The following is a 25,707-nucleotide window of genomic DNA, read 5'->3' on the forward strand; positions in this document are numbered from 1 at the left end:
TGTGATACATTAATTGAAATTTTATATGGATTTAAAGTCTAATGAACCTTTTTGGCTGGTCAAGAATGGAATAATTTCGTCTTATCCTTCCTTGAGAAATGATTTAGCATGTGATGTTTTGGTTGTTGGAGCTGGAATTACAGGGAGTTTGATAGCTCATCAATGTGTTGAAGATGGTTACCAAACAGTAGTGATCGATAAGAGAGAGGTCGTGAATGGAAGTTCTTCAGCAACCACTTCTATGTTGCAGTATGAAATTGATACTCCTCTATATCAATTGATCGATATGGTAGGTAAGGAGGGGGCTGTTGAGAGTTATAAGGCATGTTGTGAATCCATTGATAAGTTAGGCAAGTTGGCTTCAAAGATTAAATCTGAATCAGGTTTTAGGAAGAAATTGTCCCTCTATTATGCTTGTAGAAAGAAGGATGTTCCCTGGTTGAAGAAAGAGTTTGAAGCTAGGAAGGAAGCAGGCTTTGATGTAAGCTGGTTGGAAAGGGAAGAAATTGAGAAAAAGCTTGAGATCAAAGATTCACATGGAGGAATTCTTTCTAAGCATGGTGGCAGTGTTGATGCCTTTCGATTGGCTCACGATCTACTGAACTATAATCAGAAAAGGGGTTTACAGGTTTTTGATAAGACCGAACTGCTGAAAGTTGAAGAAAAGAAAGGCTTTAATTTGGTTCATCTGGATACGAAAGCTACGATTAAAGCCAAGCATATCATTTATTGTATCGGCTACGAAAGTGCCAATTTTATCAAAGAAAAATTTGTAGACCTTCTGAGTACCTATGCCATTGTTTCGGAGGTAAATCAAAAACTATATGAAAAATATAACGATTACCTGATTTGGAATACTTCTGATCCATACCTCTATATGCGCACCACTGATGATGGTCGGTTTTTAATAGGAGGTGAGGATGAAGAGTTCCGGAATCCAGAGAAAAGGGATGAGCTATTGGGTGAAAAATCAGTGAAATTGGAAAAAGACTTCAAAAAGGTTTTTGAGGATAAGTCATTTATCACCGATTTCACCTGGGCAGGGACTTTCGGCGAGACCAAAGATGGCCTGCCTTATATTGGGACACATCCGGATTTTAAACGTTCTTATTTTGTGCTTGGCTTTGGCGGGAACGGCATTACCTTCTCGGTAACAGGAATGGACATGGTCTCGGATTGGTTAAAAGGAAAAAAACATAAACTGTCATCATACTTCGCTTTTGGAAGATAACTAATGTCTAATTAAAATAATAACACCATGAAAAAAAGAAAGAATTCTGATGCACCGCATATTGACCGCCATGTGGTTGACAATATGAACAAGGTAATGACGACCAATGATGGGGTTCCTGTTTATGACAATAACAATACGTTAAAAGTAGGAGATCGAGGTCCATCTTTACAGCAAGATCATATCTTTTTTGATAAGCTCATGCATTTTGATCGAGAGCGTATTCCTGAAAGGGTGGTACATGCTCGCGGTTCGGGTGCTCATGGATATTTTGAAGCTACAGCAGATATGAGCGAGTATACCTCGGCCGACTTCCTCAAAAAAGGAACCGTCACGCCTTTGTTTGTACGGTTTTCTACAGTAGCAGGCTTTAAGGGCTCAACAGATTTGGCGAGAGATGTAAGGGGGTTTTCCGTAAAATTCTATACGCAAGAAGGAAATTATGATTTAGTAGGAAATAGCATTCCAGTTTTCTTTATCCAGGATGCGATGAATTTCCCAGATGTCATCCATGCTGTCAAACCTGAACCTAATAATGAGATTCCGCAGGCTGCCTCTGCACATGATACTTTTTGGGATTTTATTTCTTTAATGCCTGAATCAGCCCATATGTCCTTATGGGTCATGTCTGATCGTGCAATACCGAGGAGTCTTCGGATGATCGAAGGTTTTGGAGTGCATACCTTTAAATTTATCAATTCTGCTGGAAAAGCAACCTTTGTTAAATTTCATTGGAAACCTAAATTGGGGGTTCATTCAGTCGCTTGGAATGAGGCGCAGAAGATTTCGGGTTTTGATTCAGACTTTCATAGAAGAGACCTATGGGAAGCCATTGAGAACGGGCAATTCCCGCAATGGGATCTAGGTGTTCAATTAATTGCTGAAGAAGATGAAATGAAGTTTTCTTTTGATATCCTGGATCCAACCAAGATAATTCCTGAGGAATTGGTGCCTATCAAGATAATTGGAACCATGACCTTGAACCGAAATCCTGAAAACTTTTTTGCTGAAACGGAACAGGCTGCCTTTGACCCTGGAAGAGTAGTTCCGGGAATAGATTTCTCTGATGATCCGCTCTTACAAGGAAGGATTTTTTCATATATGGATACGCAGAACTATAGATTGGGTGGTCCCAATTTCCATGAATTGCCCATCAATAGACCAATAAATGGAAAATATAACAACCAAAAGGATGGGTTTGCAAGGATGGACATCCTAAAAGGGAATTCGAGTTATTTCCCAAATAGTCAAGGAAATGGCTGTCCATTTCAGGCCATGATGAAGGGAGAGGTAGGCTATCAAACCGGGAAACAACAGGTCGATGGACAGAAAGTAAGAGCTAGATCGAATTCTTTTGCCGATCATTTTACCCAAGCAAGGTTATTTTTCCATTCCTTGAGTCCAGAAGAGCAAAATCACATGATTAATGCCTTCAGTTTTGAATTGTCAAAGGTCAATAAAGAAGAAATCCGTAAAAGAGAATTGGCTATTCTTTATCAAGTAGAGCCAGCGCTTGCGAATGCTATCGGCAAGAACCTTGGTTTAAAACCTTCGAAATCCTTGGATCCGTTGACCGTTAAGTTTGCTAAGCAAAATCATCCTAATTACCCCATTCAACCTAATAAACCAGAAGTCGAAAAATCTGCCTTTCTTAGCATGAAAGTAAAAGATGATGAAGGCACTATTGCAAGCAGAAAAATTGCCTTTTTAGTTGATGACGGGGTAAGTAAGAAGTCGGTGGATATAATGCGGAAAGCATTAACGAAAGAAGGGGCGATGGTGGTCTTGGTATCATCACATGTCGGAAGCCTGAAGTATAAGGAAGGCGACATGGAGGAAGTTCAACATTCATATCTAACAGATGCTTCGGTTTGTTTTGATGGTTTTTACACTCCAGACGGGGATATGGTCGACAAATTAGCTCAGAATCCGGATTACTTACAGTTTATTAACGAAGGTTATAGGCATTGCAAAGCTTTGGCTTTTGCTAAATCAGCCGAAAAACTGATGGATAAATCATTTATTGAAAAGGATTCAGCGGTAAATTGTGAATCTTCTGGATCCAATTGGATAAACGATTTCATCCAAGCATTGAAGAAGCATAGAATTTGGGAAAGAGAAAATTCAAGGAAGGTTCCTTCCTAAACAAATTAAAAGAGGCCAACTTTTTACAGTCGGCCTCTTTCTTTTAAAAAGTTATCTTCTTTTTTTCTTTTTTATAACTCACGTCATAATTGAAAATAAAATAACCTTTTTTGTATAATTATAAACGCCCTAGTATTTGGAATATTGTGCGTTCATTAACTTTTTTTTAATATAATTTTAATAAACCCCTCTATGATGTCTTAAACAGGCTTTTTATTTAAAAAAAAATTTTTAAAAACTTGTAATAAACTAGAAAAGGTTGACATTTTTCGATTGTCAACCTTTTCACTTAAAAAGTTATCTTAACTTTTTCTTCTTGAAACTAATGTCTCAAGGTTTTTAAAATAACCTCTTTTGTATAATTATAACGCCATTGTTTTCAGATTATTGTGTAAATGTTATCTAATTCCTTTTAAAATGTTTTTAAAGGCTAATCTACCTGTAAAAATATTGGATAAAATAATGATTTGCTCATTAAACCGTTTTACATTTGTGAGGTCATATTAAAAACTGATGAAAAACAGAATGAAAAAAAACTATTTCAACAGGGCATTGCTACTGTTTAATACTTTTAAAAATAGAAAATTAACAAACGAAGATATAGAGATCGCTGAAGGTAAAGCACAGCATTTAGAAGGTAAAACCAATGAGTTCAAACTATTGATTTCGATGATAAAGGATACTTTCTCGGGTCGATATAAGATGAACAAATGGAATATGTCCATTATCGTGGGAACGATTGTATATGTGATTTCTCCCATAGATGCTATTCCAGATATTATCCCGGTGTTGGGATGGCTGGATGATGCTTCTATCGTAGGCTTTGCAATTTCAAAACTTGCCGATGAGGTGGATCGCTATAGAAAGTTTCAGAAAACTGAGTTAACTACATTGAATTAAGTCAGCTAAAGTATAAGTCAGGGATAGGTGTTAATGAAAATTAACGCCTATTTTATTGATATAGTTAATTAATTTTTGTTTCAAGTCTTTGCAATTAATAATAATTATATTGGCTGAAATTAAAACCTAAATTATGAAGCATATCATCATTGCAATCATTTTAATATTCAGTATGCAGCTTGCTTTTTCACAAGGGGATGTGAAATCAAAGTTGGATGACCTTTTAAAGGAGTATTATCCCAAGGATAATGATCCGGGAATCGTACTGCAAGTTTTTGACAATAACAATAATACTATTTTCGCAAAAGGGCAGGGCATTGCTGATCTAAAAACAGGAAGGAAGATTGATCTCCATACAAACTTTAGAATGGCATCAGTCAGCAAACAAGTTACTGCCGCTGCCATTTATCAACTGATTCAAGAAAACAAGATAGATGTTAATACTGCGAAGTTGAGTGATTTCTTCCCAAGCCTAAAAGGAGAAATCAGGAATGCAACCATTCCTCAGCTTCTGAACCATAGTTCTGGAATTGTGGACTATGAAGAGATCATTCCCAAGGGTCTGAAGAAACAATTACGCGATTCGGATGTGCTGAAATTAATTGAACCCTTAGATCGTGTATATTTCAGTCCTGGGACTAAGTTCCGTTATAGCAATACCGCTTATTGCCTTTTGGCATTGATCGTGGAGGAAGTATCAGGACAAGGCTTCAGCGAATATGTGTGGGAGCATTTCTTTAAGCCTTTGAATATGCAAAATTCCTTGGTATATAACCCTGAAGACGAAATCAAGGATAGAGCTTTTGGGTATCATTTAAAGGGAGATGAATTTGTTTTTGCGGATCAAAGTATCACGAGTGCAACAAAAGGTGATGGTGGGGTTTATACTTCAGCGAATGAATACAAATTGTGGAACCAAGCCTTTATTCAATTATTGGAAAAAGATCCTGCTTATGCTGACTTCTTGACCGGCAATTTAATTCCAATGAATAAGGATTGCTCTTATAGTATCGGTAAGTTTATTGCTAAAGATCAATTTGGTGATTTGGTATATTTCCATACTGGAGAAAGTACCGGCTTCAATAATCTTGTGATGAGCATTCCTAAGAAGAACATCAATCTCAGTATTTTTACGAATAGAGATGACAAGAAAATCAACCCTTTTATAGAAGAGCTATTAAATATATTGGATATTCAATTAATGCAACAGGAGAAAAAGCCGGTATTCAAATGGCTTAGTGATACCTATGCCAATGAGCATTAATCATACTCCTTGACATTCGCAATCTTGATCTGTTCATTGTCTAGGATGAGTTTAATGTCACGGTGATAGTCCGTTTGCATCTTGCAATCCGAAATGATCAGCTTTAAGTTTAATTCAGCAGCATTTTCATCCAGAAGATCGCAGCTAGAGACCTTTATTTCTCCCCAATCTTGACCAGAAATTAAAAAACCTTGGCCTAGACTCGCCGTATCAATTTCAAATTTAGATCCCCATTTTTGATTGAGTTCAAATTTGGTGATGCTGCTATCGATATCCAATCCAGTGTTCATGGCATCAAGCTTAAAGTTGTAATATTCATCGGTGGTAAGCAATTTCATCCTATCGAGGCCGCTATCTTTTGCAAAATAGCTTTCGATACTATCTTTTAGCCATTTACAGCCAGCCTCCGTACCGATGGGGTTCTTATCGAATTCAGGATTGGCAAGGGTATCTAAAGGGTCTTGTTTTGATTGTTGGGCATTATTGCTGCAAGCGATTGATCCAAACAATAGGGCAAAGAATAAATATCTTTTCATTCCGTCAATAATTAGTATTATAAAAATAGATAATATTCTTGAATAAAAACTGCAATCCAATTAAATGGAAATTGCCATACTGCTGATTTTCTTGATCTTACTGGAACCTGCTGATGAAAACTCATAGAAGTCATGAAAGGCTATTTTCTCAGCTTTAAAGCTAAGAATGCCACTTGCTGCCGCATATTTTCCATGGCTCAGGATTTGTTTAAGCTCCAAAGTATCGGCCTTGGAACTTTTTATTTTTTCTAGATAATCAACTACAGCCTCAAAACCTGATATCGTTTTATCTCCTACCATTTCCCATTCGATGTCCTGATGGAACTGGTCCGCGAGCGCCTTTACATCACCTTTGGCAAACGCAATATTGAGGTCTCTGATAATCCTTCGCTTTGGAGCGTTATCACAGTCTTGAGGTGCAATGATTTTCAAATCTATTGTTTTTCTAAAATTTCCTTTAAATTGCTCAATCCAGCTTTAAAGTCCTTGTTCATATCAAAGAACAATCCCATGATATTAAACGGATAGGGCATCTTTCCATCAATTTCCCAAACGACTTTGGAGCTCTCTGGACTGATCGCATCGACTTGCATGAATGATTTGTTGGCATCTCCCGTTCCGTTAAAGAATAAGTCCATTTCAACCCGTCCAGCAGTAGAATCCACCTTGGTCAATACTTGCTTGCCATCTCCAACCTTCTTGCTTTTCCAAGTGTAAACAAAGCCTGGATTACCATCAGTACCTTCATAATTACGGTCAATATTCGGGTCCTGTCTAGACCAATTGTCGTAATTCCCTTGATTTCTGATCAGTTTCACATAATCAAAAACCTCCGATTTCGGTTTATTGATGCTAATCTCGCTACCAGCATGGAAATCCTTAGGGACAAAGGCAGCAATAATTAGGATTAATGCAACTATACCTAGTACAGTCAATAAAAAATACTTTAAAAATTTCATGTTGTGGTTAAATAAATAGTTTTGATTTTATTTTGTTATTAGGGTTAGCATTTTGTTAATGGTATTCAAGTTTCTGCCTGTTGCTATTACTTTCAGCTTTTTCTCGATAAAGTTATTGTTCAGCTTACTTTTTGCCATCCCCGAGGGCAAGTAAAAGTAGAATAATTTCCCTTTGTGCAAATATTCTTCAGGACTCAAGTCTATGCCTTTAAAAAGCTCTAAAACAGTGTTTTCTGGTTCTTTGTCTAAATAAGTAATAAAGACATGATTAGGAGCTAATTCGGCAGAGAACGGACAATCATCAAGCGATTTACGCAGTTCTTTTTCAGCTAATGCAAAAACGGAGATGTCCAACCCAAATTCATTCTTGATCAAGCTATTGATAGCTGTAGCAAGCTTTTCCGAACTTTCATCAGATTTAAGCAAAATATTGCCACTTTGGATATAGGTCTGCACATCCTGATAACCAGCTTTAGAAAGCTTCTCCTTCAATTCGGCCATCTTAATCAGGTTCTTACCGGATACATTGACCGCCCTTAGGAAGATGATATATTGCATAATTAGTGATCTTGTTAAGCATTTACTAACGAAGATATCTCAATTTTTTTCATTTTCATTAATGCAGCTCCTGCATTCTGATTTTGAAGCAATTTATTGATGTCCTTTGGAACCACTTGCCAACTCACCCCAAACTGATCCTTACACCAGCCACACATGCTTTCTTCACCAACTTCAGTGATTTTATTCCAGTAATAGTCAATTTCTTCCTGGTCTTTGCAAAGAATGGTCATCGAGGTGGCTTCATTAAAAGTAAATGGCTGAGGTACACCTGAGTCCATTGCTGCTAAGGTCACTCCATTGGCTTTGAATTGGGTGTGCTGAACCTGACCTTTTATGGGGCCTTCAGGATATTCCATGACACCTTGTAATTCAAAGTCAGGGAATAGATCCTCGTAGAATTTCAATGCCTCCTTACATTTTCCCTGTTGCTCCCCACAATACATCAAGGTCGGTACTATGGCTTGCTGATTTACATTTTCCAGTTTCCCATAGTATAGCTGCCAGTTGTATCCATATTTATCCGCAATCCAACCATAATGTTCAGAGAACGGGTATTGCTGCAAAGGCATTAAAATTTGCCCGCCATCTAATAATTTGTTCCATACTTGGTCAATTTCCTCTTTACTTTCAAAGACCGGCATAAAGGAAATGGCAGGAGTAGGTTTGAAAATTGGACCGCCATTGATCCCTATAAAGTTTAAGCCCATTATATTGACCTCAACCACCACGCCATTGTCTTTTATGATTGAACTATTTGGAAATACATCGGTATAAAAATCAAATGCTTCTTTGGCTTGACTATCAAACCAAAGTGAAGGAATTATCTTGTTTGCCATTATTTTATAGTTTATGATATCGTTTAATTGAGTTAGGAGTATGATTTCTTCGATAAAGGACATGGTTTCGCTATTTTAATGGATTCCGTAACTAATGCAAAACTTGATATATTGAGTTTACAACAGAGGATGGAAAGGTATTATTCGATATTAATTTTAACTTTAAAAGCTCTTCCTGTTCAGATAAAAAATGGTAGCCTTTGCCGATAGCAACTGGACAGACCATCAAATGCAATTCATCTACTAGCTTAGCTTCAAATAAGGATTTCGTTAAACTTAGGCTTCCCCAGACAACAATGTTCTTCCCTGGTTTTGCTTTCAGGCCATTGATAAAATCAACATAGTTTTCATTCACCAATGTTGCAGAATCCCAATCACCCCAAGAAACAGTTTCCAATGTATTGGAGAAGATAAATTTATCCGTGCTGTTCAATCCTGGTCCGACTGGTTCTTGAATTGGGTCCACATTAGGCCAAAAATCCAGGAACATTTCATAGGTTTTCCTGCCTAACAGGATGCTGTCAATCGTTTTGATGAATTCCACCATATACTCATCCACTTCTTTCCCGATATGCATGCGCGTACCATCAAAGAAACTGGTTGTCTTATCCCGGTCGGCAGCAAATCCGTCCACAGAAATATATTCTTGTACGATTAATTTTCTCATAGTGCGTGATTTTTATTAGAAATATCTCTTCTAATCTTCATTATCAGCAGATAGATGAAGGATATTTCCAGCAGGATCCTTAATCCAATCTACATTTTCAAGGCCTTCTTCTTCAGGATTGACAAAAGCAATATCATTGGCCTTAAAGTATGCTCTAGCTTTCTGGAGTTGGTCCGTACTCAGTTCTAATAGTATTCTCGGTTCTTTTCTAGCCGGTACAGCATCTAGCCAAAGGCAGATGGAACCAAATGAAATCTTGGCTGATCGGATAACCTGAGGACCATTTACTTGGATTTCTTCCGTATCCATCAAGAGAATGTCCCGATAGAAATGTAAGGTCTCTTCAAATAATTCTTGTGGAATCTTTAATGCAATATTGTTGCTAGCTTTTAGGGTAATTTTTCCCATACGATCCAATGCAATAAAATGAATTCCTAAAAATCAGTAACACATTTTTTGAATGTGTTACTGATTGGTTAATTGTTAGTGATCAAATATCTCTTAACCCATTTTCTTGTTTCCTTCAAAATGGATCATCCAATTGATACCAAATTGATCTTGGAAAGAAGAATATAGTTCAGCAAAAAAAGTTTCTTCCAAAGGCATTTCGATATGTTTTGCCCCTGCAGAAAGCGAATTGAAAAGATCTTTGGCTTCATCGGCAGAAGCTACATCCAACATGATGTAAATAGAATTCCCGTTGGTCAGTTTATGGCCAAAACCTTCCACAACATCTGCACCCATCAACATGGTTTCAGGGTTGATTTGCAGTGAAGTATGCATGACCTTTCCTTTGGCATCCTCAGGAAGAGGTGGGAAGTTTGGATCTGCAGGCATATCTCCATAAAAATATGTTCCTTGTGCCTCTGTTTTGAAAACCTTTTGATAGAAATCAAAAGCTTGTTTACAATCACCGTTAAAGTTTAGATAAGCATGAACCTTTGCCATAATGTTTTAATTTTTCTGGTTTATATTTAATTAATGTGTCTAATTCTTAATAAGATTATTGCTTTTTCAGCAATGCTTCCAAATTGTTCAGGCCCATTTCATAGCCTTCTAGGAAGCCCATGTCCAGGTAAGATTTTAAAGTCTCTGCCGAATCGTACGTACAAGAAGAAGTAACTGTACATTGGCCATCTTTAAATGAAAAGTCATTCCTCCAAGTTGAACTTGGAATATCCTTACTTGGGTTTCCATTTTCATCACAGAAACCGTCTACACCTAAATAATAATTTTGTGGGTCTATTTCTTTGTAATCCATGAATGACCAGTGGATTTCACCATTAGGGCCAGTCATATTATATAGCCATCTTCCACCAACTGAAAAATCCTGTGACTTTGTATTGCATTTCCAAGGTTTTGGAGCCCACCATTCATCTAGGATGTTAGAGTCTGTAAATGCGTTCCATACTTGTTCTTTAGAAGCCTCAAATGTCCGTGTGATGATCACTTCGTTCTCCTTGATCTGATGTTGAAATTTCTTTTCCATAGCATATATGTTTTGTTTTTCTTCAATTAGTAAATCTAAGGTACAGCGCTATCCATGGAATCCACTTGCCATAAGACAAGTAATGAATATTTCAGTTATTTTTTAGAAGAACGCATAGCAGGAAGCTTCTTAATGGAATCATCCTTCAACATCTTTTGGTATTCCTCAGTTGCACTGTCGATCAAAAGTATCTTTCCCTCGGCATCATAATAAATGCCCCAACCATAAGTTTTTGCTAGGGGAGAAGTCCTCAAACAAGCTTGTCCTTTCGAATAGAATTTTTCCCGCTCTTCCGCTAATTGTCCTTCCAGTAATTCTTTCCTTTGGGCATGGATGTCAAAGATCAAATCATCCGAGTTAACTTGAGCCGGTTCCTTCATCAACCTATCAAACTGCAGATTGGCAACAGTCAATTTGTCGATCTTTACAGGAGGCATTTCTCCTTTTAAAGATTTACAATCCTCAGCTACTGTGATCAAGGTATTGTAATAATTCGTGCTATGTGTTTTCATAAAGCTTTCTTTCGATTACAAGATAAAGTTAGTGCTCGATAGTGACAACAGTTTGTCAACTGATTCCAGCAAAATTTATTTCTCGGGAAGGATTCTCTCGTATTTATCTGAAATAAAAGCAATAGACTCTTGCATGATGTTTTTTAATACATCCAGGTCTATATCATCCAGCTTTTTGATGTAAATACAGGCTTTTCCCATCTTGAATTTTCCAAAACCTTCCAAGAGATGCTTATGCTCCTCGCAGCCAGTAAACACATACAGGGAGATGGCAGCTTTCCTAGGTGAAAAACCCAACAACGGGGCATCACCTTGATGCCCCGTTGCGTATTTATAATGGTATTGACCAAAACCAATGATACTTGGACCAAACATTTTTGCTGGTTCTCCAGTAGCTTCTTCCATCAGCTCAATCAGCGCTAAAGAGTCTTTTTTCTTTTGATCATTGTCTAAATCATCGATGTATGCATAGACATCATCTGCCGTAAATTGCGTTTTGACTTTAGCCATAATTATCGCTCACAGATTTCTTTTAATATTTTTAAGGCTTCGGGCCAGGTTTCATCAAACATGTGTAGATCATCTTCATCGGAAATCTCTAAAGAACAAAGTACATTTGTCTTTCCATTTTCTTCTTTGAACCTATAGATCTCCAAAGCGTTTTTCCAATTGTCGATTCCTGGACCCTCATACTTTTCGCCACTTTGGTCAAACATCCCTAGATGTCTAATGATCACGATTTCTCCCGGGATATTCTTGTCGATCACTGAAACCATTCCAGCTTCATTACCGTTCTGATCCAAAGATAGAAACCTTATTTTCGAATTTTCCTCCCAGTTCCCTTTCACATCTGAGGTAGGGCTGAAGGGTTTGGTCCATTCCCTATAGCTATCTCTTTCTAGCATTTTGGAATGCACAGTTTTTGCGTCTGCATTGATCTGCTCGCTAAAATATATCGTATTCATTTTATTGGAATTTACCGAATCCAAAAACTGCACCAGCTGGATCCTGAATGATTACATAATTATAAGTGCCATCTGCTTTCTTGTTTTCGTGGACTAGCTTTCCACCCCGAGAAATGGCCTTTTCCAAGGTAGCAGCTACATCATCCACACAAACGTACATGATCCATTGTGGTGGTATGCTCGCATTGATACCGCGTTGGTTGCAGATGCCACCGGCCGGGTTCTTTTCATCATAGAGCATCGCATAGTCGTTATAGGATTCCTCGCCATCTTTCATGGCTACAGGGTATTCCTGCCAACCTATGACATCTTTATAGAATTCCTTCAAGGAATCCGCTTGGTTGGTCGTCAAATCTGCCCAAACAATCTGGCCCGCTTTATATTTCTGTTCTGACATCTTGTTCTATTTTGTTAATTTTCAGTTTTCTATGTGTTTTTTAAAATTATCCAAGATTGCCTGCCAACCATCTCTTTGCATATCCTCAGGATTGGAATCCTCCATATCAAAATCAATGCTGACTGCGGTCTTTCCATTTTCATCCTTAAATTTGATGTCCGTCTCACGATTATCGCCTAATACATAAGATATGCTGTTCATCGGGGTAACCTCCGTATAGGTGCCTTCAAAGTCAAATTCAAAACTGCCATCCTTGGCCGCCATTTTATTCTTGAACTTTCCACCAACCCGTAAGTCATTCTCTGAGGAAGGGCAATGCCAATCCTCCGATGCATGGTTCCATTGTTTAATATCTTCGGGATTATTGTAGGCATCCCAAACAGTCTTGATCGGTGCGTCAATTAAGGTGTCGATATGAATTCTTTTCTTTTCCATAATAGTTTATTCTTGTGATAGTCGAATTTAAGGGTAAATAATTTATAGCAACTTGCCCTATGGCAAGAAATATTTTATTGGGATGCAGTCTTCACTAAATTTGAAATCGAATTGATGATCAAAGTCCAATCATCCTCATGCAATTCATGGCCAGTACCTTCGAGTACGACCAGATTTTGCGCCTTGATTTTTTGCATGAGCGAAATGGCATTCTGAAAATGGCAAATCTTATCCTCTGTGCCGTGGATCACCAGTACTGGCACCTTTATCTTATCCAATTGATTGTAATAATCCATACCTCCAGCAATGCTGGCATGATTGAATTGGCTCCTGAAATTATTTGCCCTGCGATAGGACTCACGCAGGTAATTTTCAGCTCGCAATGCATTCAATGGTTTTAAACCACTCATCAGATGGGAACCTTCCAGCAGATAATGGATGACTTTGTCTTCATTCTCCCAATCAATATCCGCTGCTTTAGCATGGAAATCCAATATCTGAGGATCCATTTCAGGAACTGGAATATCAGGATCTCCCCATGGCATGGTACTGAATAAGCACAATGATTTTACGCGCTCAGGGTATTTGATCGCTGCAATCTGAGCTATCATACCACCCAAGGATATACCGACCAAATGGGCAGCCGGTATTTCATAAGCATCAATAATAGCCAGCAAATCTTCTGTAAAATCAACTATATCATAGTTTGCTTCACCTTCAGGCACTGAAGTGGACTGACCGGTATCCCTAAAATCATATCGAATTACAAACAAACCCTTATCAGCCAACTTTTGGCAAAATTCGCTATCCCAAAACAACATAGAAACTGTTGCTCCCGCAATCAGTACTACGGCTGGATGACTTCTGTTTCCAAATGATTGGGTAAATAAACTGATGTCTTGATGCTGAATGATCTTATCCGTCATACTAAATTAATACTGCTTTAATGGTTGAAATAGTAATTGCTAATGGTAAAACAATGTAATCATCTTTTCTGTTTTATTCTCTTCTTATAGATGGAATTATAAATAATATCTTTTCTGAGATAAATTAAATATTAAATTAGATTATTAATTGAGGACGTCAACACGTCTAGGTTCATTGGTTTTTTAGCTGATGTACCTAGATGGATCTAAAATGTCCGAATGAGTTTTACACGAACAAACAAAAGCTATGAATGAAAACCTAAGTGCGAGGGCATCGATACAAATTTTAAAGCCGATAGAAGAAGTTTTTGAAGCTATCGTCGATCCTGCAAAAATGAGCAATTATTTTATTGAACGTTCCAGTGGAAGGTTGGAGGAAGGGGTGACGGTAGAATGGAAATTCCCAGAATTTGAAGATATCTTTCCTGTTACCGGCAAATTTATCCGTGCATACGATTATATCTCCTTCGATTGGAGTGGAGGTGAAGAAGGGATGGTCGTAGAGATCTTTTTAGAGCCATACCATGATAATTTTACGGTGGTCAGGATCAAGGAAAGCTATATGCCACCATCCGAGGAAGGTATCAAGCAAGCGATTGGGCAAACGGAAGGCTGGGCAAATTTCCTAGCTTGCATGAAAGCCTATCTTGAATATGGAATCAACCTAAGAAAAGGTGCTTTTGATTTTATGAAACCTTAAGCGAACGTACCTATGTCAACATTTACCAATATCGATGAGTATATTGCAGGCTTTGATGGGGAAGCCCAAAAGACATTGAAAGATGTTCGGGCAATCATCAAAAAGGCAGCTCCAAAAGAATCTAAGGAAACTATTAATTACAAGATGCCGACTTACCGCTATAATGGTAATTTGATTCATTTTGCTATGTTCAAAAATCACCTCGGCCTATATCCTGGCCCCGAGGCCATTGAGCACTTTGCGGAAGCCCTTAAACCTTATAAAACTTCAAAGGGTGCCATCCAAATTCCTTTGAATCAAACTCTACCCGAGAAACTGATCTCGGATATCGTCCAATTCAACGCCGAGCAATTAAAGGAAAGAACCTATCCCAGTTGGGAAACCAAAAATGAACGATGGAATGATTGTCAGGAATTCATGAACCAAATAGTTTTAAAAAATAAAACAGCTCTCAAGCGAGAAATCAAATGGGGTTCTGATGTGTATACTTATCAAGGAAAGAATGTTATTGGATGGGGTGGATTCAAGGATTTCTTTTCCTTATGGTTTTACAATGGAGTCTTCCTTGAAGATAAAGAACAGGTTCTGGTTACTGCATCTGAAGGAAAGACAAAATCATTAAGGCAATGGCGTTTTACGGATATCAAAGATATGGATGAAAAGAAAATCCTAGCCTATATCGAAGAGTCTGTGCAGACCATCAAGGATGGAAAGGAAATCAAACCTGAGCGTTCCGCTCCTAAACAGGTGGCAGGTTTTTTAAAGGAAGAACTGGCAAGGGATAAAGTATTCCAGGAAGCATTTGATAAACTGACGCCAGGAAAGAAGAAAGAATATATCGAGTACATAGAGGAGGCCAAACAAGAGAAAACCAAACTCAGTCGGGTTGAAAAAATAAAACCGATGATCCTTGAAGGAAAAGGGTTGCACGATAAATACAAGAAATAAGTCTATCTTAATGATAGGCTTTTTTTGTTTTATTACAACAAATACAAATTTTATCTGTTCAGATAATAGAGGGTTTCAATAAATCTTTAAATAATCAATGAATGAATAGAAGAGATTTTATCAACCAAGGTTTAGTATTAGGAGGCAGTCTTTCCCTAGGCTGGAAATCCTATGCAGGAAATAGACCAACAAGCAAAGTAAATTTAATGGAAAATAACAATCAATCAGGAAGATTTCGTCCAAAGACCCTTAGTGGTTTTGGCGGTGTAGCATTAGGAAATGGATTTAACCATAATACAGATTTAGCATGCCACGAGGCAATGGATGCAGCATGGAATGCTGGGGTCAGGTATTTCGATACTTCTCCATGGTACGGTTTGGGGATCAGTGAACGGAGAATGGGTCTGTATCTGAAAGAGAAAAATAAAGAGGAATACAGCATATCCAGCAAGATAGGAAGGATTTTGGTGCCGCACGATAATTACAAGCAGGAAGGCTTAATGTGGAAGGGGCAGATGAATGCCTCTTATAAATACGATTATTCGGCTGATGGAGCTAGGCGCTCTGTTGAAGATAGTTTACAAAGACTCGGTATTGGATCAATGGATATTGTGTTTGTGCATGATCTATCACCCGATAATGGCGATATGGGCAAGGATTGGATCTCTTATTTTGAAACGGCAAAGAATGGAGCCTTTAAGGAATTGACCAAGATGCGTGAGGAAGGAATTATCAAGGCTTGGGGCTTGGGTGTCAATACTATTGAACCAATCTTAAAAACGATGGAAGTTGCTGACCCCGATATTTTCCTGTCGGCTTGTCAATACTCGCTGATCCATTATGAAGACGACTTGAATCAGGTTTTTCCAAAAATTGCAGAAAAGGGACTGTCAATTGTGGTGGGTGCACCACTGTGCGCAGGTTTCTTGGCAGGCAAACCTCGATACCTATATGGTTCCAAGATTCCGGAATTTGCAGCTGAAAAATTAAAACAACTTCAGCAGGTTGCCGATAACCATCAAGTGGACCTCAGGACAGCGGCCTTACAGTTTTCAGCAGCGCCAGATGTCGTTTCTTCCGTGATTCCAGGGGCTAGTTCTGCCGAACAAGCCAAGCAAAATGCAGCTTCATTTGAGGTGAAAATACCAAGTGCGTTCTGGGAAGAGCTAAAACATGAAAAGATTATTTCTGAACACGCTCCAGTACCAAATGCTTAAATTGCAGCATGGATAAAAAAGATAAAATCGGCTTCATCGGTTTGGGAAATATGGGGAAGCCAATGGCAAAGAATTTAGAAAAAGCTGGATTAGACCTCTATGTATACAACAGGACTCCAGAGAAAATGCAAGATTTTGCTAAAAAAAGCAGCCCTTGCAATGATATCGGAACCCTCGTGAAAAACTGCGATATCATATTCACCATGCTGACCAATGATGATGCCGTGCATGCCGTCTACGAGACGATATTGAGCATGGATATAAAAGGGAAGTTGTTTGTGGATATGAGTACCATTTCCCAAGATGCTTCCAAGACCATCTCGGAAATTACGAAAGCAAAAGGTGCCAGTTTCATCGATGCGCCGGTAGCAGGTAGTACCCAACCCGCAAAAGATGGCACCTTGATTTTTATGGTCGGTGCTGAGGAAGAAGACAAACAGCGCGTTATGCCTTATCTGGAATTGATGGGTAAGGAAGTAAAATATATGGGTAAAAATGGAAAGGGAGTATCTGCCAAGCTCTGTATCAATTATTACCTGTCCATTTTATATCAAGGTATGGCAGAGACTGTCTTGTTTGCAGAAAAACTTGGGATCACCCGGGAAGATATGATGAGCATTATCAATGAAAGCGCAAGTGGTAGTGGTGCATCTAAAGTGAAAACCGCTTCTATCATCAAGAATGAATTCCCAGCTGCCTTTTCGGTAGACCTTATGCTGAAAGATGTAAAATTGGCGGTAGATGCTGGTGCGGATTACCCATTGACCCAAGACGTCCTTAAAACCTATCAAGGAGCCAAGGATGCTGGCTTTGCTACAATGGATGTCATGAGTATTATCCCGTTCATCAAAGAGCATGGAAATTTAGAATCATAAATTAAATCTATAAATTATGAAAAATCAATCTTTTATAATTTTATTAAGTCTGCTGTTGAGCAACGCTGCATTTGGGCAAGAGCTCAAAGAAGTGGACTATAAAGAAGGTAACCAAGCTTTAAAAGGTATGGTCAGCAGTAATGCAGGTAAAAATCTACCAGGAGTTCTAATTCTCCCTGCATGGAAGGGTATTGATCAGGAAGCAAAAGATGCCGCTATAGCCCTTGAAAAAGAAGGTTATATAGCCTTAATTGCTGATATCTATGGAGTCGGCAATACCCCTACGGATAATGCTGCATCTTCAAAATTGTCCTCCCAGTATAAAAATGATTATCAAGCCTATCAAAAAAGGATACAAGCTGGCATAGACGAACTAAAGAAAGCTGGAGCAACCAAAGTCGCTGTCATAGGTTATTGTTTTGGTGGTACCGGAGCCTTAGAAACTGCTAGGGGAGGTTTGCCAGTGGAAGCCGTGGTCTGTATTCATGGTGGACTGGCAAAAGCGGCCGACCGACCCAATGGCGAAATCAAAGCCAAGGTATTGGTCGAACACCCTGCGGATGATGCAGGCGTCAAGCCTGAGCATTATGAAAGCTTGGTCAAGGAATTGAATGAAGGGAAAGCTGATTGGCAGATCATAACCTACGCCAATTCTAAACATACCTTTACGAATCCTGAATCGCCTGACTATAATCCTACGATGGCTAAACGCGCCTGGAACCATACGCTGATGTTTTTAAATGAGGTCTTGAAATAAGGGATATAGAACCCCATTGGGGGTTCCATTATTTTAGCAGATATGGCACGTTTGCCTGGATGTCGCGCAAAAACGCTGTTCGATTAATCGAACAGCGTTTTTGCATTAGCCCTATATCGTTCGATAACATTTCTAAAATAATTCATCCCCGATGGGGATGTATAGCGTAAATACCCATCCTTTCTTAGTGTCAAACTGAGGCACGAAGTTTCTCGGAACTATACAAATTATAATTGTATTGGCGTACAGGTTCTCCATCTTCGATGGAGAATGACACGATCAAGGTAGGAGGACCGTACAGATTCTTCACTGATCGTTCAGAATTAGAAAAGTGCTTGGGAGGGATTCAGAGCGTAGCGAAGAATCTATTTTTGTTTTTTTACTTAGAGAGATTGTCATTACGAATCGTAAGATGAGCAAACTATTTTTGTCGATTTAAAAGTGTGGAGAAAGTTTTTATTCACCCAAATGGGTGAAATTATTTCAGGTTTGTAGGAGGCGGGCGAATGCGATTCGCCCCTACCAAAATCGTCACATTTCCTCGTCATGGTAATCGTAAGACGAGGAAACTATTTTTTATTAAATCAAACAAATTGTACTGGTGTACAGGTCCTCCATCTTCGATGGAGAATGACACGATCAAGGGGGGGGGGAGATCCGTACAGATTCTTCACTGATCGTTCAGAATTAGAAATGAATTCAGTAAGGATTTTCAGAAAAATATTTCACCCCTTCCAGGGGTTTCCAATTTATACAAACATTCATCCTTCCGAAGGAAGTACTTTAGCCTCCGGCTCATTTCCAGTGGCGGAAAAATGGATAGAATGCCGATGCCCTGCGCGTTGGGATTGGCCTTGGAATGCTTTCAATAGATCATCCCATTAAAAGGGATGATCTATTGAAAGATATTCCCGACAACAAGGCATTCTATCCATGTGCGGATGATCGTGCGAAAAGCCACCTTAAATGGGCCGAAGCGTTTACGGATTCTAGTTGTTTTTGGTATCCGTGAGCTCCTTCGTCGGTTTGGTTACTTTTGCGCCTCAAAAGTAACAGAGAAGAGGTCATTGCGAATCGCAAGTTGAGCAAACTGTTTTTATTAAATTTTGCAGAAGTTAATGAGATTTTTTCAGCCGACTGGCTGACATTCTTTTTGGAAAATATGAGGCGGGCGAATGCGATTCGCCCCTACCAAAATCGTCCCATTTCCTCGTCATCCCGTAATCGTATGATGAGCAAACCATTTCAATTGATTGTGATTAGTTCCGAGACCCTTAGGGGGCAAGGTGACACAAAAAGGTTTTTATTTAAATACAGACTTTAACATTGACCTTATTTTGACCTTGTTTTCAAAATTCCCAATATGCCTCAAGCTATAATCCAATTGAACTTGGAGCATTCTGCATTTGCAGAAAAATAAAGGCCAAGAAAACACAAAAGAAACTCCGATAAATCCCAGAATAATTTCAGAGAAAATTTAAGCCATTTCCCGAACATTTCCCGAACATGTCTCGAATGAGTCTCGAATGAGTCTCGAATAAATTCCAGCATTTTTATGGTCAAAAAAAAGGAAATTTTGCTTTCGGAAATAATGTATTTTGGTTCTTGGGTCAGACTAATATCGAGCTGCTCTTTTAAACCTTTCCTTATAGAGATAGAGGTGGAATAGCGAGGTGATGAGCAAGGCTAATAGTAAGGCCCATTCACTGCTCATGATTTGCGTTTTAATGGAGTACATAGCTGTCCATAGAAAGCTATTGAAAAAGATTAATAATGTGAGGATGGTTTTCATGTTAATAATTAATTATTTAAATTATTTCTTTCAAGATAATATTAAAAGCGTTCAAAATCAATGATTTATCTATAATTTTATATTAACTTTTTGTTTATTTCTTATTATTTCGTTTTGGAACAAATTGACTGCAATTCGGAGTTTGGTTTGTAATTAACAGGACGATTCGTTGGTTGTTATCCATTGTTACAAAATATTGTCAAATTTTTATTGAGGGTTTAATAATTTTTAATTTATTGAAATGCAACTATTTGTTAAATGTTTGTTAAACAGTTAATTCTTTACAAACGAAAAATTCCCTGAAATTCTTAGTGGTTTATTGGTTAAAAGGTTTGTAGCTATTTTCCTTTTGACTATCTTAGGATTACTAAACATAAATCTATAATAACTTAAACGCCTTAATTCTATGGTTAAACGCCGCCATCTTTTCAATGGAAAGGGTGGGTTAAAAATGCTTCGGGTTGGAGGAATCACAATGCTTTGCAGTATTGCCTCCGTGTCCGCATTTTCCCATTCTGCAGTGCATGCAACTCATTTTGCAGCGCATTGGCAAAATCAAGTAACTGTAAGAGGAACAGTGAAAGATATCTCGACAGGCCAACCCTTGGCCGGAGTAACTGTAAGTATTAAAGGAACTAACCAAGCCACAACAACCGATGAAAATGGAAATTATTCTTTGGAAGGTGTGCCTGGGTCAGCAACTTTGGTATTTACTTCAGTGGGATTAGAGAAAAAAGAAGTCTCGGTCTCCAATCAATCCACCATCAACGTAGATCTTTCGCCTACATCCGATAATATCGATGAGGTCGTAGTCGTAGGTTATGGTACACAAAAGAAAGAAACCGTTACAGGAGCGGTGTCAGCTGTAAAAGGGGATGAGCTGAAAAAATCTCCTGCAATCAACCTATCCAATGCGATGGCAGGTCGTGTTCCCGGTGTGGTAGCGACGAACGGAAGTGGTGAACCTGGTTATGATGGTTCCAACATCCGTATTCGTGGTACAAACACTTTGGGAGATTCAGGACCATTGATCGTAATTGATGGTATCCCTGCACGTGCTGGTGGTATTGATCGATTGAACCCTGCAGATATCGAGAATATCTCGGTGCTGAAGGATGCGTCGGCAGCTATCTATGGTGCTCGTGCGGCAAACGGGGTAATCTTGGTAACAACTAAACGTGGTAAGACCGGCAAGCCATTGCTTTCTTATACCTTTAACCAAGGTTTTTCTCAACCTACAGTCGTTCCAAAATTGGCTGATGCTAGCCAATATGCTGAAATGAGAAATGAACTGGAGATCTATAAACTTCCAGTGGCCGAGTGGGGGGCAGCATTGGATGCCTTTAATTCAGCAGGATCCTATAAGCGACCGAATGGTAATTCGATAACGGCGCCGTTTGATCCAGAGGATAAGAAACTATTTGCTGATGGATCTGATCCTTGGGGGCACCCTAATACCGATTGGTACGGGGAAGCATTAAAGAACTGGTCTCCACAAGCTAAGCACAATGTGCAATTGGAAGGTGGTACTGAAGACCTTCGTTATTTAATGTCATTGGGATACTTAAACCAAGATGGATATTACAAGAATTCAGCAACCGGATATAAACAATATGATATCCGTGTGAACTTGGATGCGAATATCAACAAATACATCAAAACACAATTTGGTGTATTGGGTAGACAGGAAAACAGGAACTTCCCAACCAAGGGTGCAGGAACCATTTTCCGTATGCTGATGCGTGGTAACCCGACCATGCCAGCTTACTGGCCAAATGGAATGCCGGGACCTGATATTGAATACGGGGAAAACCCAGTGGTTATTTCTACGGATGCAACAGGTTACGACCGCGATAAGCGCTATTATTTCCAAACCAACGGACAGATCGAGATCAAGATCCCTGGAGTGGAAGGATTGAAAGTGACCGGTACTGCTGCCGTGGATAAATATGTAAGAGGAACCAAAAGATGGGAGATTCCATGGTTCTTATATACCTGGCAGGGTGACTACGAAGCCGATGGAACAACACCAAAATTGGTAGCTGGAAAAAGAGGTCCTGCAGAGCCTAGATTAAACCAAAGTAATGAAGATCAAATGAACGTTTTATTAGGTGCTGTGGCATCCTATGATAAAACCATTGGTGACCATATCTTTAATATCTTGGCTGGGGTAAACCGCGAAACTATCCGTAACGACAATTTCTCGGCGTTTAGAAGATACTTTATCTCTAATAATATCGACTATCTATTCGCTGGGGGTGATGCAGAAAAAGATAACAATGGTAGTGCTTGGGAAAGAGCTCGTTTGAACTATTTCGGTAGGTTAAACTACAACTATAAGAACAAATACATCGCTGAATTATTGTGGCGTGTGGACGGTTCTTACATGTTCCCTACAGATACCCGTTATGGTTTCTTCCCAGGAGCGATGTTAGGCTGGATGGTTTCCGAAGAGAATTTCTGGAAAGAGAATGTGCCTTTTGTAAATTATTTTAAAATCCGTGCATCCTATGGACAGATGGGTAACGATAATATCTATTTTGAAGGTGCATTACAAGAATACCAATACTTCAATACCTATGGTTTCAACTCTTACATTATCAATAATGAGATCGTAAAATCCCTAAGAGAAAGTCGCGTTCCGAATATGTTCATCACATGGGAGGTTGCCAACAACTACAACTTAGGTTTTGACCTCCAATTCTTGGGTGGAAAATTCAATGCTGAATTTGACTTATTCAAAAACAGCCGTGAAAGTATCCTTTGGAGAAGAAACGCATCTATTCCACAAAGTACAGGGATGACATTACCGGTAGAGAACATTGGTAAGGTAGATAACTCAGGTTTTGACTTGAATATCGGATACCGTGAGACTTTCGGTGAATTAGGATTCAGTGCTTCAGTAAACGGAGGATATGCGAAGAATAAGATCATTTTCTGGGATGAAGCACCAGGCGCACCAGAATGGCAAAAAAGTACAGGAAGAGCGATCAACGCAGGTATGTACTATATCTATGACGGCGTCTTCAAAGATCAGGCAGAGATTGATGCGAACAAAATCGATTATAGCGATATCACAGGAAATCTACGTCCAGGAGATATGAAATACCAGGATTATGATGGAGATGGCAAAATTACCCCGGATGACCGTGTACGTCGTGATAAGAACAATGTTCCAACATTCCAAGGTGGTTTGAACCTAGGATTTACCTATAAGAACTTTGATCTATCTGTTTTATTACAAGGAGCCATGGGAGCAGAGACCCGTATCGGTACGGATGAGTCAGGAGCTATCGGAAACTACCTGATCGATTTCTATGAAAACCGTTGGTCTATTGATAACCCAAGCAGTGAACATCCACGTATTACAGACCGTAGCGATCAATACTTCTCCTACAACAATACCTATTGGATGCGTAACACCGATTACCTTCGTTTGAAAAACGTGGAATTAGGTTATAACGCACCAACAGACTGGACGAAGAAATTCGGCGTGAGCAGCCTAAGGGTATTCGTAAGTGGACAGAACTTATTGACTTGGAGTGGAATGAAAGTTTATGATCCGGAATCGACCAATGCTATTGGGCATTATTACCCACAAGCAAGATTGATCAATTCAGGCGTAATGGTTTCTTTTTAAAAATAGATAGACATGAAATTTAAATTCAAATTACAATATATATCCTTGGCCTTTGTGGGGTTAATGGCTTCCTGTAATGATGATTTCGTCAGCACACGGCCATTAAACGAAGCGCCTGAGGAACTAGTGTGGACGGATGCCGCATTAGCACAAGCCTTTATCTATGAGATCTACAATGGATTTGGGGTTGGAGGATTCGAAGAGCAGCAGATGGCTTCGATGACAGATGAAGCATTATTTACCCACCCAGGCCGTGGTATCAATACGGTAACCGAAAGTCGCTCAAATGCTGCCGATCAAGGTTATATCATGGGCACTTATAGCTATGCCAATATGTATAGCCGCATTCGTGCAACCAATGTTGCCATCCAAAAATTAAGAGCTCCGGAAATTGAAAAAGCAAAAGCAGATCAATTATTGGGTGAAGCTTATTTCCTAAGGGCTTATTTTTATCAGCAATTGCTACGCTTTTATGGTGCAGTTCCTTTGGTAACCAAGGTTTACCAATTAGGTGAAGCCGATTATATGAAGGAAAGAAGTACCTATGATGAATGCGTGAACTTAATTGTGAGTGATTGTGATTCAGCGACAACCTTATTGACGGGCGTAGCGAAAGTAAACGGTCGTGCCAACGATGTTGCAGCACTGGCGTTAAAAGCGAGGGTATTGACATATGCAGCCTCAGATCTGCATGATATCCCAACTGCCAAAGGTAAATCTGCTGTAATCAGCGGTTATTCAAAACCTGAATTCTTGGGTTATGTTTCTGGTGATAGGAGAGCAAGATGGCAAAAAGCAAAAGATGCAGCTAAGAAAGTTGTAGATCATGCTGAATATGCTTATCAAATGAACTTGACTGCTCCAGCGACAGCTGAAGAAGGAAAGGCTAATTACTTGGATATCGCTATGGGCGGTGGAAGTAAAGTGGCCAATGCAGATGGTAAGAAAGATTTGATCTTAGGACGTTTCTTTGTGGATCTGAAGGATGAGCGTGGAGGCTGGGTAGGCCGTGATAACGGTCCTAACGGTTACCATAACTGGTCAGGAAACTCCCCAATCCAATTATTGGTTGATGACTATGAGTTTAGGTCAGGTGTGAAATTTGATTGGAATAATCCTGCGCACAAAGCAGCTCCTTATACCGATCGTGACCCTAGGTTCTATATTACGATCAGTGCTGATGGTGCGGGTTGGAAACCAAGAACAGAAGATGTTCGTAATAGAGATCCATTCAATCAGATCCAAACAGGTCGTTATGAAATCGGTAACGGTTCAGGAACGAAAACGGTAGTGTTCGGATTGGATACCAGAAATAGTCCGATTGAGGATTGGAACGGTTCTTATACGGGGTACTATTATAGAAAATTTGTGGATCCTAATCCAGGTATTGTTGACCAAAACACACGTCAGCAAATTCCTTGGCCTTTATTGCGCTACACCGAAGCCGTATTGAATTATGTGGAGGCTTGTATTGAATTAGGTGAGGATGCTGAAGCGAAAACTTGGTTGAACAAGATCCGCTTCCGTGCGGGTATGCCAGCAATTACCGAAACAGGAGCCGCATTGAAAGATCGCTACCGCAATGAGAGACGTATTGAACTTGCTTACGAAGAGCACCGTTTCTTTGATGCTCGCCGTTGGATGATTGCGCCAACTACGCTAGGTCGTAAAGTAACGATCATGGATGTTTTCGGACAATTGAAACCGGGTAAGACAGTTAGTCTTTATAAACATGATCCAGCAAATTATACGTATATCTATACGGTGAACACGCTGAATCCTGGTATTGAAAACAGAAGTTGGAATGACAAGATGTATTTCAGTTCATTCCATCGTGATGAAATCAATAGGAATACTAAATTATTGCAGAATCCTGGATACGAATAGGATTAGGTAAGTTTATAGATTGGCCCAACCGAAAGGTTGGGCTTTTTTATGTAATAATATTAAGTGAA

Annotated in this window: 28 protein-coding genes; 12 read left to right on the forward strand and 16 right to left on the reverse strand. The window is 39.2% G+C overall.

What is annotated here, in order from left to right; genetic code table 11:
* Positions 1–25 precede the first annotated feature (25 nt).
* The 4 genes from ACK2WI_RS01825 (at position 26) to ACK2WI_RS01840 (ending at position 5,540) form a co-directional block, all read left to right on the forward strand.
* Positions 26–1,231: an NAD(P)/FAD-dependent oxidoreductase gene (locus ACK2WI_RS01825; protein WP_409149577.1), complete on the forward strand. Its 1,206-nt coding sequence runs from the start codon at positions 26–28 to the stop codon at positions 1,229–1,231.
* Between the two features lie 27 nt (positions 1,232–1,258).
* Positions 1,259–3,376, forward strand: coding sequence for a catalase (locus ACK2WI_RS01830; RefSeq protein WP_312698566.1), 2,118 nt, complete (start codon positions 1,259–1,261; stop codon positions 3,374–3,376).
* 525 nt (positions 3,377–3,901) lie between these two features.
* Positions 3,902–4,276, forward strand: a complete 375-nt coding sequence (locus tag ACK2WI_RS01835; RefSeq protein WP_157739459.1) for a YkvA family protein — start codon at positions 3,902–3,904, stop codon at positions 4,274–4,276.
* 133 nt (positions 4,277–4,409) lie between these two features.
* Positions 4,410–5,540 carry a serine hydrolase gene (locus ACK2WI_RS01840; protein ID WP_312698567.1) on the forward strand — a complete coding sequence of 377 codons (1,131 nt, stop codon included), beginning with the start codon at positions 4,410–4,412 and terminating at the stop codon, positions 5,538–5,540.
* On the opposite strand, the gene ACK2WI_RS01845 is transcribed toward ACK2WI_RS01840, so the two are convergent.
* The 15 genes from ACK2WI_RS01845 to ACK2WI_RS01915 form a co-directional block, all read right to left on the reverse strand.
* Complete coding sequence (locus ACK2WI_RS01845) at positions 5,537–6,076, reverse strand: hypothetical protein (RefSeq protein WP_312698568.1); 540 nt, start codon at positions 6,074–6,076, stop codon at positions 5,537–5,539. The genes ACK2WI_RS01840 and ACK2WI_RS01845 overlap by 4 nt on opposite strands.
* 60 nt (positions 6,077–6,136) lie before the next feature.
* Positions 6,137–6,508, reverse strand: coding sequence for a nuclear transport factor 2 family protein (locus ACK2WI_RS01850; protein WP_312698569.1), 372 nt, complete (start codon positions 6,506–6,508; stop codon positions 6,137–6,139).
* Between the two features lie 2 nt (positions 6,509–6,510).
* Complete coding sequence (locus ACK2WI_RS01855) at positions 6,511–7,035, reverse strand: SRPBCC family protein (RefSeq protein WP_312698570.1); 525 nt, start codon at positions 7,033–7,035, stop codon at positions 6,511–6,513.
* A gap of 27 nt (positions 7,036–7,062) precedes the next feature.
* Positions 7,063–7,593, reverse strand: a complete 531-nt coding sequence (locus ACK2WI_RS01860) for a DUF1697 domain-containing protein (protein ID WP_312698571.1) — start codon at positions 7,591–7,593, stop codon at positions 7,063–7,065.
* Positions 7,594–7,607: 14 nt separating this feature from the next.
* Positions 7,608–8,432, reverse strand: a complete 825-nt coding sequence (locus ACK2WI_RS01865) for a VOC family protein (protein WP_312698572.1) — start codon at positions 8,430–8,432, stop codon at positions 7,608–7,610.
* Positions 8,433–8,523: 91 nt separating this feature from the next.
* The gene (locus ACK2WI_RS01870) at positions 8,524–9,099 is read right to left on the reverse strand and encodes a dihydrofolate reductase family protein (RefSeq protein ID WP_312698573.1); all 576 of its coding nucleotides are present in this window, start codon (positions 9,097–9,099) and stop codon (positions 8,524–8,526) included.
* Positions 9,100–9,129: 30 nt separating this feature from the next.
* Positions 9,130–9,507, reverse strand: coding sequence for a hypothetical protein (locus ACK2WI_RS01875; protein WP_312698574.1), 378 nt, complete (start codon positions 9,505–9,507; stop codon positions 9,130–9,132).
* Positions 9,508–9,600: 93 nt separating this feature from the next.
* Positions 9,601–10,047, reverse strand: coding sequence for a VOC family protein (locus ACK2WI_RS01880; protein ID WP_312698575.1), 447 nt, complete (start codon positions 10,045–10,047; stop codon positions 9,601–9,603).
* Positions 10,048–10,102: 55 nt separating this feature from the next.
* On the reverse strand, positions 10,103–10,588 hold the full coding sequence (locus ACK2WI_RS01885; RefSeq protein WP_312698576.1) for an SRPBCC domain-containing protein: 486 nt from the start codon (positions 10,586–10,588) through the stop codon (positions 10,103–10,105).
* Positions 10,589–10,683: 95 nt separating this feature from the next.
* A complete protein-coding gene (locus tag ACK2WI_RS01890) occupies positions 10,684–11,100 on the reverse strand; it encodes a DUF6157 family protein (RefSeq protein WP_312698577.1) in 417 nt (138 codons plus the stop codon).
* A 75-nt stretch (positions 11,101–11,175) separates the two neighbouring features.
* Positions 11,176–11,610 carry a DUF1801 domain-containing protein gene (locus ACK2WI_RS01895; RefSeq protein WP_312698578.1) on the reverse strand — a complete coding sequence of 145 codons (435 nt, stop codon included), beginning with the start codon at positions 11,608–11,610 and terminating at the stop codon, positions 11,176–11,178.
* A 2-nt stretch (positions 11,611–11,612) separates the two neighbouring features.
* A complete protein-coding gene (locus ACK2WI_RS01900) occupies positions 11,613–12,065 on the reverse strand; it encodes a hypothetical protein (protein ID WP_312698579.1) in 453 nt (150 codons plus the stop codon).
* A gap of 1 nt (position 12,066) precedes the next feature.
* Positions 12,067–12,462: a VOC family protein gene (locus tag ACK2WI_RS01905; RefSeq protein WP_312698580.1), complete on the reverse strand. Its 396-nt coding sequence runs from the start codon at positions 12,460–12,462 to the stop codon at positions 12,067–12,069.
* A 21-nt stretch (positions 12,463–12,483) separates the two neighbouring features.
* A complete protein-coding gene (locus ACK2WI_RS01910; RefSeq protein ID WP_312698581.1) occupies positions 12,484–12,897 on the reverse strand; it encodes an SRPBCC family protein in 414 nt (137 codons plus the stop codon).
* 74 nt (positions 12,898–12,971) lie between these two features.
* Positions 12,972–13,823 (reverse strand): alpha/beta hydrolase, encoded by an 852-nt coding sequence (locus tag ACK2WI_RS01915; RefSeq protein WP_312698582.1) that lies wholly within the window; start codon positions 13,821–13,823, stop codon positions 12,972–12,974.
* A 247-nt stretch (positions 13,824–14,070) separates the two neighbouring features.
* Here ACK2WI_RS01915 and ACK2WI_RS01920 point away from each other — a divergent pair, with 247 nt between their 5' ends.
* From ACK2WI_RS01920 to ACK2WI_RS01945, 6 genes are all read left to right on the forward strand, one after another.
* Positions 14,071–14,523, forward strand: coding sequence for an SRPBCC domain-containing protein (locus ACK2WI_RS01920; protein ID WP_312698583.1), 453 nt, complete (start codon positions 14,071–14,073; stop codon positions 14,521–14,523).
* 12 nt (positions 14,524–14,535) lie between these two features.
* Positions 14,536–15,471, forward strand: coding sequence for a DUF1801 domain-containing protein (locus ACK2WI_RS01925; protein ID WP_312698584.1), 936 nt, complete (start codon positions 14,536–14,538; stop codon positions 15,469–15,471).
* A 101-nt stretch (positions 15,472–15,572) separates the two neighbouring features.
* Positions 15,573–16,688: an aldo/keto reductase gene (locus ACK2WI_RS01930; protein ID WP_312698585.1), complete on the forward strand. Its 1,116-nt coding sequence runs from the start codon at positions 15,573–15,575 to the stop codon at positions 16,686–16,688.
* Between the two features lie 8 nt (positions 16,689–16,696).
* Positions 16,697–17,563 carry an NAD(P)-dependent oxidoreductase gene (locus ACK2WI_RS01935; protein WP_312698586.1) on the forward strand — a complete coding sequence of 289 codons (867 nt, stop codon included), beginning with the start codon at positions 16,697–16,699 and terminating at the stop codon, positions 17,561–17,563.
* A gap of 16 nt (positions 17,564–17,579) precedes the next feature.
* Positions 17,580–18,320 (forward strand): dienelactone hydrolase family protein, encoded by a 741-nt coding sequence (locus tag ACK2WI_RS01940; RefSeq protein WP_312698587.1) that lies wholly within the window; start codon positions 17,580–17,582, stop codon positions 18,318–18,320.
* A gap of 859 nt (positions 18,321–19,179) precedes the next feature.
* Complete coding sequence (locus ACK2WI_RS01945; RefSeq protein WP_409149586.1) at positions 19,180–19,332, forward strand: hypothetical protein; 153 nt, start codon at positions 19,180–19,182, stop codon at positions 19,330–19,332.
* 603 nt (positions 19,333–19,935) lie between these two features.
* Here the strand turns inward: ACK2WI_RS01945 and ACK2WI_RS01950 are convergent.
* Positions 19,936–20,112 carry a hypothetical protein gene (locus ACK2WI_RS01950; protein ID WP_157739463.1) on the reverse strand — a complete coding sequence of 59 codons (177 nt, stop codon included), beginning with the start codon at positions 20,110–20,112 and terminating at the stop codon, positions 19,936–19,938.
* Positions 20,113–20,518: 406 nt separating this feature from the next.
* Here ACK2WI_RS01950 and ACK2WI_RS01955 point away from each other — a divergent pair, with 406 nt between their 5' ends.
* Together ACK2WI_RS01955 and ACK2WI_RS01960 are read left to right on the forward strand one after the other, a co-directional pair.
* Positions 20,519–23,752, forward strand: coding sequence for a TonB-dependent receptor (locus ACK2WI_RS01955; protein ID WP_312698075.1), 3,234 nt, complete (start codon positions 20,519–20,521; stop codon positions 23,750–23,752).
* A 12-nt stretch (positions 23,753–23,764) separates the two neighbouring features.
* Positions 23,765–25,639, forward strand: a complete 1,875-nt coding sequence (locus ACK2WI_RS01960) for a RagB/SusD family nutrient uptake outer membrane protein (protein WP_093096098.1) — start codon at positions 23,765–23,767, stop codon at positions 25,637–25,639.
* Positions 25,640–25,707: the final 68 nt, after the last annotated feature.

The organism is Sphingobacterium sp. BS-2, assembly GCF_046161205.1.
Lineage (GTDB): Bacteria > Bacteroidota > Bacteroidia > Sphingobacteriales > Sphingobacteriaceae > Sphingobacterium > Sphingobacterium mizutaii.